16 protein-coding genes are annotated in these 18,988 nt (G+C 57.9%); 11 read left to right on the top strand and 5 right to left on the bottom strand.

What is annotated here, in order from left to right; all coding sequences use genetic code 11:
- Positions 1-11: 11 nt before the first annotated feature.
- Together mhpB and ACA064_RS18095 are read right to left on the bottom strand one after the other, a co-directional pair.
- Positions 12-965 (bottom strand): 3-carboxyethylcatechol 2,3-dioxygenase, encoded by a 954-nt coding sequence (gene mhpB / locus ACA064_RS18100; protein ID WP_497669359.1) that lies wholly within the window; start codon positions 963-965, stop codon positions 12-14.
- Position 966: 1 nt separating this feature from the next.
- A complete protein-coding gene (locus tag ACA064_RS18095; RefSeq protein ID WP_497669358.1) occupies positions 967-2,625 on the bottom strand; it encodes a bifunctional 3-(3-hydroxy-phenyl)propionate/3-hydroxycinnamic acid hydroxylase in 1,659 nt (552 codons plus the stop codon).
- A 134-nt stretch (positions 2,626-2,759) separates the two neighbouring features.
- Between ACA064_RS18095 and ACA064_RS18090 the strand changes: the two genes are divergently transcribed.
- Positions 2,760-3,536 carry a DNA-binding transcriptional regulator gene (locus tag ACA064_RS18090; protein ID WP_497669357.1) on the top strand — a complete coding sequence of 259 codons (777 nt, stop codon included), beginning with the start codon at positions 2,760-2,762 and terminating at the stop codon, positions 3,534-3,536.
- A 217-nt stretch (positions 3,537-3,753) separates the two neighbouring features.
- Here ACA064_RS18090 and ACA064_RS18085 read toward each other — a convergent pair whose 3' ends face one another.
- A complete protein-coding gene (locus tag ACA064_RS18085) occupies positions 3,754-3,891 on the bottom strand; it encodes a TetR-type transcription factor C-terminal domain-containing protein (RefSeq protein ID WP_497669356.1) in 138 nt (45 codons plus the stop codon).
- On the opposite strand from ACA064_RS18085, the gene ACA064_RS18080 reads away from it, so the two are divergent.
- Positions 3,880-4,044, top strand: coding sequence for a hypothetical protein (locus tag ACA064_RS18080; RefSeq protein ID WP_497669355.1), 165 nt, complete (start codon positions 3,880-3,882; stop codon positions 4,042-4,044). The genes ACA064_RS18085 and ACA064_RS18080 overlap by 12 nt on opposite strands.
- On the opposite strand, the gene ACA064_RS18075 is transcribed toward ACA064_RS18080, so the two are convergent.
- On the bottom strand, positions 4,007-5,047 hold the full coding sequence (locus tag ACA064_RS18075) for a DUF2955 domain-containing protein (RefSeq protein WP_497669354.1): 1,041 nt from the start codon (positions 5,045-5,047) through the stop codon (positions 4,007-4,009). The two genes, ACA064_RS18080 and ACA064_RS18075, sit on opposite strands and share 38 nt — an antisense overlap.
- Positions 5,037-6,098 carry an HlyD family secretion protein gene (locus ACA064_RS18070; protein ID WP_497669353.1) on the bottom strand — a complete coding sequence of 354 codons (1,062 nt, stop codon included), beginning with the start codon at positions 6,096-6,098 and terminating at the stop codon, positions 5,037-5,039. Before ACA064_RS18070 ends, ACA064_RS18075 begins: the two co-directional genes overlap by 11 nt.
- A gap of 750 nt (positions 6,099-6,848) precedes the next feature.
- Between ACA064_RS18070 and ACA064_RS18065 the strand changes: the two genes are divergently transcribed.
- The 9 genes from ACA064_RS18065 (at position 6,849) to ACA064_RS18025 (ending at position 18,925) form a co-directional block, all read left to right on the top strand.
- A complete protein-coding gene (locus ACA064_RS18065; RefSeq protein ID WP_497669352.1) occupies positions 6,849-7,766 on the top strand; it encodes a LysR family transcriptional regulator in 918 nt (305 codons plus the stop codon).
- A 27-nt stretch (positions 7,767-7,793) separates the two neighbouring features.
- The gene (gene gcsR / locus ACA064_RS18060) at positions 7,794-9,338 is read left to right on the top strand and encodes a transcriptional regulator GcsR (protein ID WP_497669351.1); all 1,545 of its coding nucleotides are present in this window, start codon (positions 7,794-7,796) and stop codon (positions 9,336-9,338) included.
- A gap of 283 nt (positions 9,339-9,621) precedes the next feature.
- Positions 9,622-9,999, top strand: coding sequence for a glycine cleavage system protein GcvH (gene gcvH, locus ACA064_RS18055; RefSeq protein WP_497669350.1), 378 nt, complete (start codon positions 9,622-9,624; stop codon positions 9,997-9,999).
- A gap of 14 nt (positions 10,000-10,013) precedes the next feature.
- Positions 10,014-12,878, top strand: coding sequence for an aminomethyl-transferring glycine dehydrogenase (gene gcvP / locus ACA064_RS18050; RefSeq protein ID WP_497669349.1), 2,865 nt, complete (start codon positions 10,014-10,016; stop codon positions 12,876-12,878).
- A 62-nt stretch (positions 12,879-12,940) separates the two neighbouring features.
- Positions 12,941-14,194 (top strand): serine hydroxymethyltransferase, encoded by a 1,254-nt coding sequence (gene glyA / locus ACA064_RS18045; protein ID WP_497669348.1) that lies wholly within the window; start codon positions 12,941-12,943, stop codon positions 14,192-14,194.
- Between the two features lie 68 nt (positions 14,195-14,262).
- Positions 14,263-15,240: a lipoyl synthase gene (lipA, locus tag ACA064_RS18040; protein WP_497669347.1), complete on the top strand. Its 978-nt coding sequence runs from the start codon at positions 14,263-14,265 to the stop codon at positions 15,238-15,240.
- 359 nt (positions 15,241-15,599) lie between these two features.
- Positions 15,600-17,030 (top strand): APC family permease, encoded by a 1,431-nt coding sequence (locus ACA064_RS18035; RefSeq protein WP_497669346.1) that lies wholly within the window; start codon positions 15,600-15,602, stop codon positions 17,028-17,030.
- 161 nt (positions 17,031-17,191) lie between these two features.
- On the top strand, positions 17,192-17,926 hold the full coding sequence (locus tag ACA064_RS18030; RefSeq protein ID WP_497669345.1) for an SDR family NAD(P)-dependent oxidoreductase: 735 nt from the start codon (positions 17,192-17,194) through the stop codon (positions 17,924-17,926).
- 90 nt (positions 17,927-18,016) lie between these two features.
- Complete coding sequence (locus ACA064_RS18025) at positions 18,017-18,925, top strand: NAD-dependent epimerase/dehydratase family protein (protein WP_497669344.1); 909 nt, start codon at positions 18,017-18,019, stop codon at positions 18,923-18,925.
- Positions 18,926-18,988: the final 63 nt, after the last annotated feature.

Below are 18,988 nucleotides of genomic sequence, written 5' to 3'. Positions count from 1 at the left end.
ATTCCTTGGATTCAGTGGTTGTTGTTCAGCGGCTGGGCGCCAAGGGCGGCAAAGCCTGCGATCCATTCGGGAATCGGACGGTAGTAGCGGCCTTCGGTCTGATAAGGGCCGAAGGCAGACAGCGCGGCGAAGGCTGCAACCCAGGTTTTCACTTCGTGAGTGGATTTGCCGGCCAGTGCCGACAGCTCGTCATTGCCCAAGGCATCGAGGTCGCTCAGGCGGCCCTGTTCGAGGGTGTCGAGAAACTGCTGATCCCACGTTGGGTTGAGCGGGTGCAGGCTGTGTTGGTCTTCGACGAAGTCCCGGGCGGCCTGGATGACTCGTTGCTGGCGCGCCTGGCGCTCATCGGCCGGCAGCTGGCGACCGCTGCCCATCAGACGATCGGCCATGCGCGCATCGACCTTGGCCAGTTCCGGCACCGGTGGCTGGTGAGACAGGCCACCGGAAGCCAGGAACAGCACGCGCTTGTTCAGCGACTGCGCCCATTGGCCGATCGCTTCACCGAGCAGACGGGCACGCTTGAAGCCGGGCAGGGGAACCGCCACCGAGTTGATGAACACCGGAATCACCGGGCAGCCTTGCAAACCGCCAAGCAACAGTTCCAGGGGTTGGGCAAAGGCGTGGTCGACCTGCATGCGATAGGACACGGCGGCATCGACGCCGGCATCGAGGACTGCCTGAGCGCAGGATTCGGCCAGCGCTTTGGGCACATCCAGGGGGCCGGCGGCCGTGTCGAAATCGCCGATGGCATGGGCCGCCATGCCGATGCAGAAGGCCGGCATCAGGTCATAGAAAAAGCCGTTGTAGTGGTCGGGGCCGAACAGCACGATCAGCTCCGGGTCGAAGCGGGCGATGCGCTCCCGTGCATCAGCGATCATGCCATCGACCTCGGCCAGCACCTCGGGCGTCGGGTCGACGTAGCCCACCAGTGGTGTATGAGACAAACAGTGCAGATAGGCGCTCATGTCAGGCTACCTTGCTGGCGAGGATCGCCACTTCAGGTTGCGGCAGTGCCTTGAGCGCCAGGGCCAATTCATCACAGGCCTGGCCGACGGTTTGCGGAATGGCCAAGCCGGCAAGGAAGCGGTCCGGGCGCACCAGGGCGATAGATGCCGAGCCGCGAGCGAACCATTCCTTGAGGCGGCCGGTGCTGTCACCGATGCGGATCACACCTTGGCTGACGTCACTGGCAGCTTTGAGCTGGACGTCCGGCAGTACCTGGATAAAGCGCGTGCCCAGTGCTTGCCACTGATCGATCTGCGCGGCCGTCAGGCCCCAGGTCGGGTCGCAGCCCCAGGCGATAATCGCGAAATTCTCGCCGATCACCTCATCCAGCAAAACGGTTTCGCCGGCTTCGGTCAGTACCCGCGGCTGAATGAACATCTTGCCCACTGGCGAGCATTTTTCGTTTGGTACGATCAAGGCGCCCTGGGTGTATTGGGGCATTGGCTTGAAGCGCATTTCCACGAAGTAGCGTTTGACTGGCGGCACATAGTTGAGCAGCCACGACACACCATCACGTAAGGTGCCTTGCCAGCGTTTGGGCGGTGCCAACACGTGGCCGGCCAGCACAGAAAGGTCGATCATCGCCTTGGCGTGGTCACGGCGTTCTTGTTCATAGCTGTCGAGCAGACTGTCGGCGGCCAGGCCTTTGATCACCAGTGAGAGTTTCCAGGCCAGGTTGGAGGCGTCGCGCATGCCGCTGTTGTAACCCTGGCCCTGCCAGACCGGCATGATGTGCGCGGCATCGCCGGCCAGCAGCACCCGGCCCTCACGGAACCGCCCGGCCAGGCGGGCGTTGTGGGTATAGACGCGGCTGCGGATCAACTCGATGCGGTCGGGATTTGGCAGAACCTTGGCCAGCAGCTTGCGCATGTTCTCTGGCTTGCTCAGCTCGGCTTCGGTCTCGCCGGGCATTACCATGAATTCGAAACGGCGCACGCTGTGGGGCAGGGCGGCTGAAACGTACGGGCGCACCGGGTCGCAGCACAGGTAAACATGGGGCGTGCTCAGCGGGTCGTTGGCGATGTCGACGACGATCCACTGATTAGGCGCGGTCTTGCCTTCGAAACTGATGTTCAGGCTGCGTCGCACCAGGCTGTTGCCACCGTCGCAACCGATCAGATAACGGGCCTGCAGGCGTTCGCCGCGGCCGTTCTGATCCTTGAGGTTGAGCACCACACCGCTGTCGCTTTGCTCGAAGCCTTCGAGCTCACGGCCGAACAGCACCTTGACGTTGTCAAAACGCTGCAAGCCTTCGAACAGTACTCGGTCGGCCAAGGGCTGGATGAAGGCGTTGCGTCGAGACCAGCCGAACTCATCGGTCTTGGGCTGGATATCGGCAAAGCAGCGACCCTTGGGAGTCAGGAAACGCATGGCGTGCCAGGGTGTGGTGTGCGGCAGCACGTTGTCGGCCAGACCGACAGCCTGGAAAGTACGCAGGCTTTCGTCGTCCAGGCCGATGGCGCGGGGGTAGTCGATCAGGCTGTCGAGCTTTTCCACCAAGGTGACGTTCACACCACATTGGCCCAGGTAATTGGCGATCATCAAGCCGACAGGGCCGGCGCCGACGATGGCGATGTCGGTGGTCAGGTCCAATGTGGAAGGAGTGGGTGCAGAACTCATGGTCATCTCCGTACAGCGCTTTTGGATTTCTTGTTGGGCGCAGTATGGAAATCACAGGGCTGGTCGACAACGACAACCCTTGTTAGTGTGCACTGAGTGCACATGATTGATTTACAAGAATAAAGGGCCTATCTATGAACGAGACCGAATACAAAGCCGTGCGCGGTCTGATGCGGGGTCTGGCACTGATCAATGGCTTGAACCGCTTCGATGGCGGAGCCAGCACTGCGCAACTGGCTGAGCAGAGCGGGCTGCACCGCACCACCGTGCGCAGGCTGTTGGAGACCTTGCAGGCTGAAGGTTATGTCCGGCGCAGCGAGTCGGATGACAGCTATCGACTGACGTTGAAAGTACGCGAACTCAGTGAAGGGTTTCGCGATGAACAATGGATCTCCTCAATCGCCGCACCCTTGCTCGGCGAGTTGCTGCAGGAAGTTGTCTGGCCCACCGACCTGTGCACGCTGGACGGTGACGCCATGGTCATTCGTGAGACCACCCATCGTTTCAGTCGCCTGTCGTTTCACCGCTCCATGGTCGGTCGGCGCCTGCCCTTGCTCATGACCGCGACCGGGCGCGCGTACTTTGCATTCTGCCCACCTGCGGAACGAGAAGAGCTGATTGAGTTGATGATCAGCCGCGAAGACGAACAATCGGCGCTGGCTGCGGATCGCCGATTTGTCGACCGGCTGGTGGAGCACACCCTCGGCAAAGGTTATGGAGAAAATAATGCCCATTGGGGTCAAGAACGTAAAATCGCCGCCATTGCGATCCCGGTTACCCACGAAAAGCGGGTGATGGGCTGCCTGAATCTGGTCTACATCGCCAAGGCGATGTCCGTCGAGGAAGCGGCTCGCCGCTACCTGCCGGCGATGCGCGGCGTGGTGGAAAAGATCCAGGCTCAATTGGGGTAGATTGCCTGTGGCTAATGCCCTGTAGGAGCCGCCGGGCGGCGTTCCGTTTGCTCGCGATTGCGGCCTGGCAGCCAGCCTGGCTCTCGCGGATGTACACCGACCCACTGTAGGAGCGAGCTTGCTCGCAATGGTTGATAACGATAACGCGTGTTGTTTGAATAAACGCGCCGCACTTGAGTCCATCGCGAGCAAGCTCGCTCCTACAACAACAGAGACCTCATGCCCTTAACTGATTGGCTCTTGGCCGTTGGGGGCAGCCAACCATCCGAAATGCGAGTTCCGAGTATTGGCTGACCACCTGTTCAATGCCGAGCTTGCCATCGGGGCGGAACCAGGAGCAGACATGGGTGAGCATGTTGAAGAGTATATGGCTGAGCAGCTTGCCGCTGGCTTGCTGGGGCGCAAGACCGGGCAGGGCTTCTATCGCTACCCGGACGGCCGCGTGGTCGAGGAAACGTTTTTTGCATCGCTCAATGGCTCATGTGTCGAGTCACGGCGAATCGATTGAGAAATCCATGGATGAGAAAAATCAGTATCAGGGTCAGGACTACCGAGATCGACACCGAGGTAAATCTATAAAAGATATCGAACATGATGTCGTGGGAGGGCGTCAGGTATTGTCCGAATAGAATGGCCAGTGTGGTGATGGCGCCAAAGCCTATTCCCGGCACACCTTTTTCCATTGAATGCCAACGGGCGCACAGCATCAAGGCCACCCAGAACATCAATAAAACCAGCGGCAAAATGTCATGATGGTTGTAGAGCAACAACTGCATGATAAAGCCCACTGCACAACCTATCAGCGTGCCTATGGCACGAATGCGTCCGGCGAAATGCGCGCCTTTCCAGTGCATGGGAAACAGGATCAGGATGCTTGCCACTTGCGCGGACAATGAGTCTTTCAAGTCCATGGATTGAAAGGCGACAAACGACACGGTTGCGACCGTTGCGCCAAGCAGGGCTTCATGGCGCTGGCTGGGCAGGTCTTTTTCCAGCGGTTGTCTGGGGCTGCGGGGAGTGACATCCGGAAACAGGTAAAACATCAGGCCGGCAATCGCCGCAGAGAGCCAGATCGCTGCGCCGTTACACCAGAGCAGATCGATGACATCGGTTTGCGGATAGCTGGAAAAGTGCAGCAGAATCGAGAGAAACACCGCGCTCAGAGCGCCGAAGAAAAACAGCGGCCCTTTCGCCATCAGCGCGAAGCGGTACAGGAACAACAGGAACACCACAGGCACCGCCAACACCGGCCGGTCACCAAAGAGCCCATAAAGCAGCCCGACCTCCAGGCTGACCACCACGCCCTGAGCCAGGAACTGGCGGACCAGATGGGCATTCAAGGTTGGAACCAGGCCAAGGATCAACATCGGGTAAACGCAAAAGAAAGCGCCGTATTCCAGATTGAAAACCTTGCAGATCAACAGTCCCAGCGAACCACCGCCGGCAATGCGCAGGCATTGACGCAGGTCGTTTTCGCTCAGGCGATGGGGGCCGCCATGCTCAGTAGACATAATGGATGATGCTGACGAGGCGGATTTGCAGTGCACCCAGCAGGCGCGCCACAAGGTTGTCGCTGGAAAACAGCTGCACCGTTGCCTTCGCTCCAGAGGGTAGCGAGGGCGGAAGATCGGTACTGAACACCAGATGGATGCGTTGGCGCTGCGCATCCCTTACCCAGCGATCCGATTGCGCAGGTGCGGCCAGATCGCCGTTTGCCTCGATCTGGCCTTCTTTCACCCCCGACTCCAGGTTGCTGACTTTCGCAGAGAAAATTTCCCCTGGCCGGGCATCGAACACCACTGAGGCGGTTGTGCCGGGTTGCGCATAGCGCAAGGCTTTTTCTCTGAAGTCGGCAGTGACATCGGCATTGTCCTCCACCAGCGCCATGACGGATGCACCGGCCTGGAGGTACGCACCGGGACTGAGCTGCAGATTGCCAACCACGCCGGCACGTTCGGCCCGGACTTCGCTGTATTCCAGTTGCAGTCGGGCCTGTTCCAGCGTGTTGTGCGCCTGACGGACGTGAACATTGTTGTCACCAGGGCCACCCCGGCGTGCCTTGATTTCATCAATGGTGCTGGACGCAGCCCGTACTTGCGCCTGGGCAATAATCAGGTTGGCGTTGATCTGATCCCGCAGTTGGGTGGAGACGAAGTGTTTGTCATGCAAGGTTCGCATGCGCGCCGCCTGGGCTGCCAACTCCTGAACCTTCGCCTTTGCTGCTGACCAGTCAGCCTGGGCGGCGCCAAGATTTGCATCACGCTCCGAGTAATCCTGGCGGGCGCGCTCGATCATCAACTGCGCTTCCTTGACCTTTAAAGCAAAAGGGCGGGGATCCAGCCGGAACAGCAACTGCCCGGCCTCGACATGCTGATTATTGACCACCGTCACTTCTATGACTTGTCCCGATACGCGAGGCGCGATACGCACAACGGAACGGGTTAATTGCGCTTGGGGGGTGAGCGGCATGTAGAGGTCTGCTACCAGGAAGTAGATGAACAGACCGGTCAATATCAAAATGGCGGAGCGGACATGGCAAGCAAATCGTTGGTCAGGGGTCATGGCAATTTACATAAAGCGTTCATGTGCGATCCGTTAGAAAATTATTTGTCCAGGTTTGTTTAATCGTTGTCTTGGTTGGGCTTGGCGACAGAGTTTACCCAGTGCAGGCAAAACAGGACTATTTAAAATTGTGATAACCCCAATTCATGCAAGAAATAGTTTGCGTCGCGTACGAACCGATATTCTGGCGATCGCTGTGTTGCGGTGACAGAAGAGTGCGCGAGTTGATTCTTGCGCTGGCAGAGTTCCTTAGTTGCGTCAGCTATCGTTAAGTTCGTCTGATATTAGTGTCTTGCGATCTATGTATTCAAGTTCAGGTAGATGGCCTTTGAGTCATAGGTATCTACACATCTCGTCGCAGTACACACCGAACTTCGGCAGCCCTTAAAAGAGTAGTCAGGTTGCTCTCACTCCGTGAGCTTCGACATAGGTGAAGTCGAAATAAATATCGGTGCATTGGACAAGCGATCGACTTCCCATCATTGCGTCTATTCATATCGGTATTAACGATACCTGTGTCCCCTGCATCAACGATGCGCGCGTCTTCTATCTGTCAGTTCATCACGTCATCTTCGACATCATAGAACCACTGCAGCGAACGGGGGCAGGGCTGGATACTTTGCGGATGCCAGACGCTCAAAAACCTGTCGCACTCAACTGTACTTTCGGCTTTACGTGGGTCTGGAAAAGTGATGATCATAGACTGCGCCAATCGTGAATTCCGATGTGTCCCCGAACATGAGGTCCGTAATGATTCAGTTGCACGACGTCGACCTGAAACTGCTCAGAGTGTTCAGTGCTATCGTCAAAAGCGGTGGTTTTTCCGCTGCTCAGGCTGCATTGAACGTCGCTCAGTCCACTATTAGCGAGCAAATGGCACATCTCGAGACCCGGCTTGGGGTCAAACTGTGCGAGCGTGGTCGCAGCGGTTTTCGCCTGACCGAGCAGGGAGAGGCAATATACGAAGCTACCCAGCGTCTGCTGGGTGCAGTGGAGGACTTTTGTGTGGATGCCGACGTACTGAAACGTCAGGTCAGTGGCACCCTCAAATTCGGAGTAATTGACAGCACCATTACCGACCCCGGTTGCCCGCTGAAGCAGACCACCCAGCGTTTTGTGCAACGCGGCCACGAGGTGCACTTGCATGTATCCATCGGTACGCCCGCGGAGCTGGAGGAGAAGGTACTCGATGGCCGCCTGCATCTGGCGATCGGGCATTTCCCTTTTCGCGTATCAGGGCTGTCCTATTCGCCCTTGTATCAGGAAAGTCATGGTTTTTTCTGTGGACGCAACCATGGGTTGTTCAGCGCAGAGGGGCCAAAGGTCAACCTGCTTGAGCGCATCGCCGTCAGCCGGGTGGTCGCACGCGGTTACCTGCAACAGCGCGATCTACAGGCGCTGGGTGTGGAAAAGGCAGACGCCACGGTAGACAACGTCGAGGCTCAGGCGATGTTGATTCTATCCGGGGCTTACGCCGGTTTCTTACCAGAGCACTATGCCCGACAGTGGGTTGACTCCGGCGACCTGAGACACCTGGAGCCGGGGCGCCTGCGCTTGCTCTCGAGCTTCGAGATCATTACCCGGCGCGGGGTCACGCCACCATTGATTTTGAGAGCATTCCTGGACGAGCTGATGCAGTCCACCCGCGCGCTGACGCAAACCCATTGAACCCACTGTTATTGCTCAGGAGTCGCTATGCGAATCCACGTTATGTTCATCGATCGCGTTGGTATTACCCAGGAAGTCCTGGCGTTGCTCGGTGCACGCAAGCTGAATCTGGACGCAGTGGAAATGATTCCGCCGAATGTCTACATCGATGTTCCAGACCTTAGACAGACGGTGCTGGACGAACTCAACGACGCGTTATTGCAAATTGAGGGAGTCAAGTCGGTAAATTTGGTGGACATGCTGCCTGGCCAGCGTCGCCGCCTGCAACTCGATGCATTGCTGGCTGCCATGAGCGATCCGGTGCTGGCGGTGGATCCCCAGGGCTATGTGCTACTGGCCAACCCCAAGCTGATCGCCCTTTACGGTAGCGATCCGACCGGTGAGCCACTGTCGAATCTGTTCGCTGAGCCGGATCTGGCAAGCACCCTGGTCGGCAAGGCTTTTCGCATGCCAATGTGCGAGGTCAACTTCAAGGGGCAGCAATTGCTGCTCGATGCCACCCCAATCGATGGTTCAGACCCGAATTTAAAGCTACTCGCGGGTGGGTTGCTGACCCTTTACCCTCCCAGCCGTATCGGCGAACGCTTGGCCTCCCTGCACCACGATCACGCTAATGGCCTTGACGCGTTGCTGGGACAATCATCGGCACTTGAACAACTCAAAACACGCCTGTGCAAGGTTGCCGGGCTGGATGCACCTTTGTTGATTCAGGGCGAGACAGGCACAGGCAAAGAGTTGGTGGCGCGTGCCTGCCATGCCATGAGTGCGCGGCGCGATGCGCCTTTTCTTGCTCTGAACTGTGCCGCGCTGCCAGAAAGCCTGGCTGAGAGTGAGCTGTTCGGCTACAGCGCCGGCGCCTTTACCGGCGCACAGCGCGGTGGCAAGCCGGGGCTGCTGGAACTGGCAGATCGCGGTACGGTTTTCCTCGATGAAGTGGGCGAGATGTCGCCCTATCTGCAGGCCAAGTTGCTGCGTTTTTTGAGCGATGGATGTTTCCGCCGAGTGGGCGGCGATCGTGAGGTGCATGTCAACGTGCGTGTGCTCAGCGCAACTCACCGCAATCTGGAGCGAATGGTCGCAGAGGGTAGTTTTCGTGAGGATCTCTACTACCGGCTCAACGTACTCAATTTGATGGTCCCGGCGCTTCGTGAACGCGGGCTGGACATCATCTTGCTGGCCGAACACTTTCTGCACCAGGCCTGCACACAGATCCAGCGCTCGTCATGTCGGCTTTCACCTGCGACCCATCCTCTGCTGCTTGGCAATCGCTGGTCGGGCAATGTACGCCAACTGCAGAATGTGATTTTCCGTGCAGCGGCGATCTGCGAAGGCGAGGTGATCGATTGTGACGGACTGGAGTTGGCTGGCACGGCGCTGAACACTCAGCAGACTGATTGCGCAGAGGTGATCAGCCTGGAAGCGGCGATGCAGGGGTTCGAGAAGTCCTTGCTGGAACGGTATTACACGGCTTACCCCTCAACCCGTCAACTGGCCCTGCGACTGCAGACCTCGCACACTGCCATCGGTCAGCGACTGCGCAAGTATGGGATATCTTCCCGCTCTTCAGAGTGACTGCCAGGGTTTATGGGCGGTTCGATTGTGTTCCGCTGGAGCGATTACGCTCCACAGGCACGCGAGCCCCGCCCGCCGTGGATCGAGGCTGCCCGGTAGCGCTGAAAGTCTTCCATGGGCTGGATCGATATCGTTCCGAATTCTTCGACAGATTATTCGGTTGTTATTCTAACTATATGATTTATAGGTAAATTATTAAATTGGCATAGCCCTTGCTCTTGTTCAATAAGCCGAGTCGTCCTCGCGGACGCTCCAGGACATATTGATAACAAGAGGAAAATCCATGAGCACTCTGCGTTTTACTCCCGAGCATGAATGGCTGCGTTTAGAGTCGTCCGGTGAGCTGACTGTCGGCATCACCAGCTTCGCCCAAGAAGCGCTGGGCGATGTGGTTTTTGTGCAGTTGCCGGATCTGGGGCAGTTCAGCGAAGGCCACGAAGTCGCGGTGCTGGAGTCGGTGAAAGCCGCCAGCAACATCAGCATGCCGCTGACTGGCGAAGTAGTCGCAGTCAATCAAGCACTGGCCGACGACCCCGAACTGGTCAATACCTCACCGATGGATGATGGCTGGTTCTTCCGCATTCGCATCGACGCCCTCGACGTCCTCGACGATCTGCTGGACCAGGAAGGCTATGACCGCTTCCTGGCCGCCAACGCCTGAGCCGGGGTGCCGACATGAGCAAAGCACCTATCCCGCTGGGGATCGAAAACGAGTTCATTGCCCGTCACATTGGTCCTCGCGACGCTGATATCAGCGCCATGCTGGAGTTGACCGGACACGACTCTCTCCAGGCGCTGATCGACAGCGTCATCCCGCAAGGCATCAAGGGCACCTCTGTGCTCGAATTGTCCGCGGGGCAGGGCGAGGCGCAGGCTTTGGCCGCGATCAAGGCCATCGCCGGGAAAAATCAGCTATTTCGTAACCACATTGGCCAGGGCTATTACCCTTGCCATACCCCGACACCGATCCTGCGCAACCTGCTGGAGAACCCGGCCTGGTACACCGCTTATACGCCTTACCAGCCCGAGATTTCCCAAGGGCGTCTTGAGGCACTGCTCAACTTTCAAACACTGATCAGCGATCTGACCGGCATGGAGATCGCCAACGCCTCGCTGCTCGACGAAGCCAGCGCGGCAGCCGAGGCCATGACCTTCTGTAAGCGTTTGGCGAAGAACAAGGCCCCGGCCTTTTTCGTCTCTCGTCACTGCCATCCGCAGACCCTCGATGTGCTGCGCACCCGCGCTGAACCCCTGGGGATCGAAGTGGTGATTGGCGAGGAGTCGGAGCTGGACGATCTCAACGGGTACTTCGGTCTGCTGCTGCAATACCCGGCCAGCACGGGCGCCATTGCGGATCATCGCTCCCTGGTGCAGCGCGCTCATGAGGCTGGCGCACTGGTTGCCGTGGCGGCCGATCTACTGGCCCTGACCTTGTTGGCAGCGCCCGGCGAGTTCGGTGTCGATGTGGTGTTGGGCAGTGCTCAGCGCTTCGGCGTGCCGCTGGGCTTCGGCGGCCCGCATGCAGCTTTCTTTGCGACCCGCGACAGGTTCAAGCGTGACATGCCTGGCCGTCTGGTCGGTGTTTCCATCGACCGTCACGGCCAGCCGGCCCTGCGGTTGGCCATGCAGACCCGCGAACAGCACATTCGTCGAGAGAAGGCTACCAGCAACATCTGCACTGCTCAGGTATTGCTGGCCAACATCGCCAGCATGTACGCCGTCTACCACGGCCCACAGGGTCTGGCCGGCATTGCCCGGCGTGTGCATCGCTTGACGTCGATCCTGGCGCAGGGGCTGCAGCAACTCGGGCACAAGGTCGAGCAGTATCACTATTTCGATACCTTCAGTGTCGTGACCGCGTGCCCGGTGGCGGACGTAATTGCCGCGGCGACGGCTGCGCGTATCAACCTGCGCCTGATCGACGACGTGCGAGTCGGCCTGTCGCTGGACGAAACCTGCCTGCAGGCCAGCGTTGAAGCGCTGTGGTCAGTGTTCGCCGCTCAGGGCCAGGCGTTGCCGGACTTCGTCGATCTGGCCGCTACCGCTGGCGACTGTCTGCCGCTGTCATTGATGCGTGAAACGCCGATCCTCCAGCATGAGGTATTCAACCGCTACCACTCGGAAACCGAGTTGATGCGTTACCTGCGCAAGCTGGCCGACAAGGACCTGGCGCTTGATCGCACCATGATCCCACTGGGCTCCTGCACTATGAAACTGAACGCCGCCAGCGAGATGATCCCCATCACTTGGCCCGAGTTCAGTGATTTGCATCCTTTTGCACCGACCGAACAGACGCTGGGTTATCAAGAACTGCTCAACGAGCTTGAGAACATGCTCTGTGCGGCGACTGGCTATGACGCCATGTCATTGCAGCCCAATGCCGGTTCTCAGGGCGAGTACGCCGGTCTGCTGGCGATACGTGCCTACCATGCCAGCCGTGGTGACGCGCATCGCGATGTCTGTCTGATTCCGTCCTCGGCCCACGGTACCAATCCGGCCACTGCGCAAATGGCCGGCATGCGGGTGGTGGTCGTCGATTGTGATGCGCGGGGCAACGTCGATGTCGCGGATCTGCTGAGCAAGGCTCAAATCCACCAGGAGAATCTGGCCGCGCTGATGATCACCTACCCATCGACGCACGGTGTATTTGAAGAGGGTATTCGCGAGATTTGCGCGATCATCCATGACTTCGGCGGCCAGGTATATCTGGATGGCGCGAACATGAACGCCATGGTCGGGCTCTGTGCGCCGGGCAAATTCGGTGGTGACGTCTCGCATTTGAACTTGCACAAGACGTTCTGCATTCCCCATGGCGGTGGTGGCCCGGGTGTCGGCCCCATCGGCGTCAAGGCGCACTTGGCAGAGTTCCTGCCGGGTCATGAAAAAATGTCCCGCAAGGACGGTGCGGTCTGCGCCGCGCCCTACGGTAGCGCGAGCATTCTGCCGATTACCTGGATGTACATCCGCATGATGGGCGGCGAAGGCCTCAGGCGTGCCTCGCAACTGGCGATCCTTGGCGCCAACTACATTGCCCGGCGTCTGGAGGACTACTACCCGGTGCTCTACACCGGCGAGAACGGTCTGGTGGCTCACGAATGCATTCTCGACTTGCGCCCGTTCAAGGAGGCCAGCGGGATCAGTGTGGATGACGTCGCCAAGCGTCTGATCGACTACGGTTTCCATGCGCCGACCATGTCCTTTCCGGTCGCCGGCACTTTGATGGTGGAGCCTACCGAGAGCGAATCCAGGGAAGAACTGGATCGTTTCTGCGACGCGATGATCCGCATCCGCGCAGAGATCCTGGCGGTGGAACGCGGCGAACTGGATCCTGTCGACAACCCGCTGAAGAACGCCCCGCACACTGCGGCAGAACTGGTCGGCGACTGGACCCACCCCTACAGCCGCGAGTTGGCGGTATACCCGCTGCAATCCTTGCGAGACGCCAAGTACTGGCCACCGGTCGGCCGCGTGGACAATGTCTACGGCGATCGCAACCTTGCCTGCGCCTGCCCGCCCATGTCGATTTATCAGGACGCCTGAGGCCGATGCCCGGGCCTTGCCTGAAGCGCCTCCTACCCGCCAAACAAGAAGGAAGTACAAACATGTTCCATAAAAGCCTGACCCTATCCGATTTCGACCCGGCACTTGCCGAAGCCATCGGTCGCGAAGCTCGACGCCAGGAAGACCACATCGAGTTGATCGCCTCGGAGAACTACACCAGCCCGCAAGTCATGCAGGCCCAGGGCACCGTGCTGACCAACAAGTACGCCGAGGGCTACCTGGGCAAGCGCTACTATGGTGGCTGCGAGCACGTCGATGTGATCGAGCAACTGGCCATCGACCGCGCCAAGCTGCTGTTCGGCGCGGGCTATGCCAACGTCCAGCCGCACTCCGGTTCCCAGGCCAATGCGGCCGTTTACCTGGCTTTGCTGGAGACTGGCGACACCCTCCTGGGCATGAGCCTGGCCCACGGCGGCCACCTGACCCACGGTGCGAAAGTCAGCTCGTCCGGCAAGCTGTACAACGCGGTGCAATACGGCATCGATGGTAATGGCCTGATCGACTACGACGAAGTCGAACGCCTGGCCCTGGAGCACAAGCCGAAGCTGGTCGTCGCCGGTTTCTCCGCCTACTCGAAGACCCTGGACTTCCCGCGTTTCCGAGCCATCGCCGACAAAGTCGGTGCCTACCTGTTCGTTGATATGGCCCATGTCGCCGGGCTGGTCGCCGCAGGTCTGTACCCGAACCCGCTGCCTTACGCCGATGTGGTCACCACCACCACCCACAAGACCTTGCGCGGTCCGCGTGGCGGCCTGATTTTGGCCAAGAGCGATCCGCAGCTGGAGAAGAAACTCAACTCGGCGGTATTCCCGGGTGGGCAGGGCGGGCCGCTGATGCATGTGATCGCGGCCAAGGCGGTGTGCTTCAAGGAAGCGCTGGAGCCTGGTTTCAAGGAATACCAGTTCCAGGTGATCAAGAACGCCCAGGCCATGGCCGAAGTCTTCAACCAGCGTGGTTACGACCTGGTGTCCGGCGGCACCGACAACCACTTGTTCCTGGTCAGTCTCATCCGCCAGGGCATTACCGGCAAGGACGCCGATGCCGCGCTGGGGCGTGCCCATATCACCGTGAACAAAAACGCCGTACCCAACGATCCTCAATCGCCTTTTGTGACCTCGGGCCTGCGTATTGGCACCCCGGCGGTGACCACTCGTGGCTTGCGGGTGCCTGAGTGTCGCGCCCTGGCGACCTGGATCTGCGACATCCTCGACCACCTGGGTGACGCCGATGTCGAGGCGCAGGTGGCGAAGCAGGTGGCGGAACTGTGCGCTTTGTTCCCGGTGTATCAGGCCTGATCGCGAAACGCGGGTAGAGGCGACACGCGCGCGCTCCACCGCGGAGCGCGACCTTTTGGAGCAGGGTTATGACAGACATCCAGATGATCGACAGACGGCCCCAACCGCTGCAGCCCGGAGTGAAACTACGGGGTGCCGAGAAAGTGGCCCGTATTCCGGTAAAAATTCTTCCCACCGAAGAGGTTCCGCGCAAACCCGATTGGATACGCGTGCCGCTAGCGGCGTCACCCGAGGTGGGGCGGATCAAGGCGTTGCTGCGCAAGCACAAGCTTCACAGTGTCTGTGAGGAAGCCTCCTGCCCGAACCTGGGTGAATGCTTTTCCAGCGGCACCGCGACCTTCATGATCATGGGTGATATCTGCACTCGCCGTTGCCCTTTTTGCGACGTTGGTCACGGTCGACCCAAGCCATTGGACCTGGATGAGCCGAAAAATCTGGCGACCGCTATCGCCGACCTGGGGCTGAAGTATGTGGTGATTACTTCGGTAGATCGCGACGACCTGCGCGATGGCGGTGCCCGGCACTTTGCTGACTGTTTACGGGAAATCCGCAAGTTGTCGCCGGAGGTCCTGCTGGAAACCCTGGTACCGGATTATCGTGGGCGCATGGAGGTGGCATTGGCGATCACCGAGCAGGAGCCACCCGATGTGTTCAACCACAACCTGGAAACCGTTCCGCGCCTGTACAAGGCTGCGCGTCCGGGCTCGGATTTCCAGTGGTCGCTGGCGTTGCTGGAGAACTTCAAAAACCGCGTTCCAAAGGTGCCGACCAAGTCCGGCCTGATGCTGGGATTGGGCGAAACCGACGACGAGGTGATCGAGGTGATGCAGCGCATGCGTGAACATCATGTCGACCTGCTGACACTCGGCCAGTACCTGCAACCGTCTCGCAGCCACTTGCCGGTGCAGCGCTTCGTTCATCCGGACACCTTCGCCTGGTTCGCCGAAACGGGGTTGCGTATGGGGTTCAAGAATGTCGCCTCCGGGCCCTTGGTGAGATCGTCCTACCATGCCGATCAGCAAGTGCACGACAGCCGCAGTCGCTGATCCTGGCCGTCGCAGCTACCCATAAACCGCTTACTTCGGTTACTCAGATACAAGCATCTGAGATTGGGGATGTTAGGTATTTTCGGTTCGTTCTTATAATGAATCACCGCCGGTCAGAGGCTTCATGAGCCGCAACTAACCACGCATGGATGGTTGAAGAAAACCCAAATAGAACTGATTGCTGGAGGGAGGGTTTGGGGGGAAAGCGTGATTAAAAAACAAGCCTTGATAAATAATTATAATCTGACTTGTTTTGGTTTCAATATTTGCATTCTGCTTAGCTGGATAATAAAAACGGCGCTTAAATAATTTAAAATTTTTGGGCGTTATAAGATCTTCTATAGCTCAGAGTCTGAAAAATGAACCTCTATGAGATAATCGGTTATGACCGTGATGGAACCGTTCGCGAGTTGGATACGGCGCTTAATAAAGCTACTCTCAATACCAGGGATGTAACTTTTTCGGCGCTTGGATTCAATGCGCCAGGCTGGATCGCTGCGTCTTCGATGTCGATTCTTTATTCGATATCAGGCCACCAGGCGCCGCTGGCCATTTTGATTGCGTACTTCTTTCCGATGTTGGTGATGGCTTTCTGCATGATCTCGCTCACTCGACAGGCGCCGTCAGCGGGTGGAATTTTCACCTTCACCACACGATTTTTGCATCCCGGTGTAGGCACCGTTCTCGGCTGGGCGTATGCGGTTGCGTGCACGGCGGTGATGGCAATGTGCGCAATCATCGGCACTGAATACATACAGGCACTGATCCCGGCAACGGGTGGATCGCTGAACTCCAAACTGATCGGGACGGGCCTGATCCTGATCTTCCTGGTCATTTCCTGCAAAGGAGTCAATGCCACCGCCAAAGTGGCCAGCGTCTTTCTGGTCTTCGAAATCGCCGTTGTAGCTGGACTCGGGTTGATGGGGCTGATCAATCCACAAGTTGAGGATTTATCAATCACCTCCATGTATTCGTTGGAGGGCGCAGGTGGCTGGTCCGCGATCGGACCGGGTGTGCTGTTCGGCGTATGGATGCTCGCCAACTTCGACTCGGCAATCAACTACATTGAAGAGTCGCGCATTCCGGTTCGCACTGTTCAACGCTCCATGCTGCTGGTGCTGACTTCAGCATTTCTCATCTACAGCCTCGCGGCTATCGGCTGGCAGTTCGCAGTGCCCGTAGAGACATTGGCGGCAATCATCGAAGACGGTAATGGTGGACCGATCGCCGCTGTCGCAAATGTCTACTTGCCGCCTGCCATGGCCTGGATTGCATTGTTCGTCGTCATCACCTCGGCCTGCGCCGGATTGCAAATTTCCTCGAGCGCAGCTGCTCGTACGCTCTACCGAATGAGCGAGGAAGGGCATCTGCCGGTAGCGCTGCGATCAGTCAACAAGTCGAGGTCTCCCTGGCTGGCCAGCCTTATCGTTTCGGCCGTAGCCATCGCGCTGCTCTGGTGGAAACCGCTGGACAAGATCTCCTGGTACTACGACGTAGTGACCATCACGCTGGTGATGTCCTACATGGCCGCAATCGCAGCCTTCATTGCGATGACCTGGCGCCGTCACAGTTTCGGGTTGTCCTTGGCCCTGTCGATCCCGGCGTCTCTGGCAATCCTTGTACTTGGATACATTGGTTATACCGCTGGGGCGAATCCGGTTTCACCGGAGGATCAGTACACCGCCTGGTACCTTGGAGCGCTGACGATCTTGTCTGGCGTATTGATCCTGATATGGCGCTCGTATGTTTCCAGGCGAACTGTACTTTCCCAGGTGCAGGATCAGTCGTGATGCCGAGGTCAAGACCGACCTTCAATCCCATGGCCTGCTTTAGCTGAACGTAACAGCGTTACCTGGATACCAACTCTTCACACATAACAGGTGGGCGCTTTAGTGATGGCCGCTATTCGCCGAGCCTGCATGTCACTCCAAGTAAAGATAAAGGTGAACTTATGAAGCGTGTTGTAGTTATCACTGGGGCCGGGAAGGGTATCGGGCTGGCAACCGCCAGGCGCTTTGCTGCAAGTGGGGATCATTTGGTACTGAACTACTTCGATACCAACGATCAACTGCAAGCGGTGATAGCTATCGCCGAAGAAAACGGTGGAGGTGGATTCACTGTTCAAGCCGATGTCAGTGATCCTGAAGCCGCAGCCGGAATCATCCGGGAGGCAGAGCATCGCTATGGGCGGGTCGACATCCTTGTGAATAATGCCGGGCGGCTGGTTTCGGCCACAGTTGCAGACACCACCTGGGCACAGTGGGAGCAGATGATCAGCACCAATCTCGGAGGTACCTGGGCCTGTATGCAGGCGGTGTTGCCGGGCATGCTGGCACGCGGTCAAGGGCGGATTATCAATATCAGTTCTGAGTTGGGGCTGATTGGATTTGCGACTTACGCCGCGTACTGCGCCTCCAAGGGCGGGGTGATTGCCCTGACCAAAGCGGTTGCAAAGGAAGTTGCTTCGTCAGGCGTGTTGGTGAACTCGGTCGCACCGGGCCCGATCGAGACGGATATGTTGATCAAGGACACCATCGAATACAACGATGAGACGCGCCAGACAATTCCATTGAAGCGCTTCGGAAAGCCGGAAGAAATTGCCGCCATGGTCGAAGCCCTGGCCGGACCCGCGGGAGATTACATGGTTGGGCAGGTGATCAGCCCTAATGGCGGAACCGCGATCTGATTGGCTGCACAGAGATCGAATTTCAGCGAGCCGAAAGTTCTCCATGTCAAATAAGTGACTCTCATACGATTATAATAAGAGGAATACAAAATGAGCGCTGTAATGATTACCGGTGGTCTGGGTTATGTGGGTCGGTACCTCACCAAGAAACTCAGTGAGCAGGGTGTTCAGGTGGTTAGTTACAATCGTGACTACTCGGAGGCCAAGTCAGAGTTCATGACGGCGGTACAGGGTGAGTTGTTCGATATTCCGAAAATTGTCAGAACCATCCAGGAGTTCGGGGTTGATCGTGTCATTCATACGGCGGCGATGTCACACCCTGACTTGTCCATAGAACTTCCGATCACCACGGTGGCGGCGAATATCGACGGCACCATTCATTTGCTTGAAGCGATGCGCATGGCGGGGATCAAGAAGCTCGTTAATTTCTCTTCCGAGGCTGTCTATGGACATGTCGAGGGTGTGGTTAACGAACAAACCCCAGCCAATCCAACGACACCTTATGGTGTGACCAAGCTTGCCACCGAACATTTTGGCCGGGTCTATAACGATCTCTATGGTATGGAGGTGGTCTCGTTGCGGATTGCGGAAGTGTACGGCCCTGAAAATAAAATGCCACAAGTTCTCAGGGATATACTCAAAACGGTTCATCGTGGTGAAAAATTCACACTGCCCTCCGGTGGCGACCACCGTTTCCATTATATTCATGTAGAAGATGTTGTACGTGCTGTATTGATAGCGGCTGAAGCTAAAGATATCAAGGGCAGCGTGTTTAATATCGCCGGTGATCGTCCATGGAAGTTGCATGAAGCCGTCGATATCATCAGGAAACTGATGCCGGATGCCAATATTGAAATCGGTGGTGGCTATTGGCATCTGGATCGGCAGGGGGAGTGGGATCTCAGTGCTGCGGAACGCGAGTTGGGGTATCGGGCGCAATGGTCGCTTGAACAAGGAATGTCACATTATTCCGATTGGCTAATCGATCACGAATATTGATACCAGTCCTCGGCAACTTGTGGCATGGGCTTTTTTGGTGATTATTGCAGGCAGGAGTGATCA

Source organism: Pseudomonas sp. LBUM1658 (genome assembly GCF_059716055.1).
Note: the sequence above shows the minus strand (reverse complement) of the source record. Positions and strands in the feature narration are given on the sequence as shown.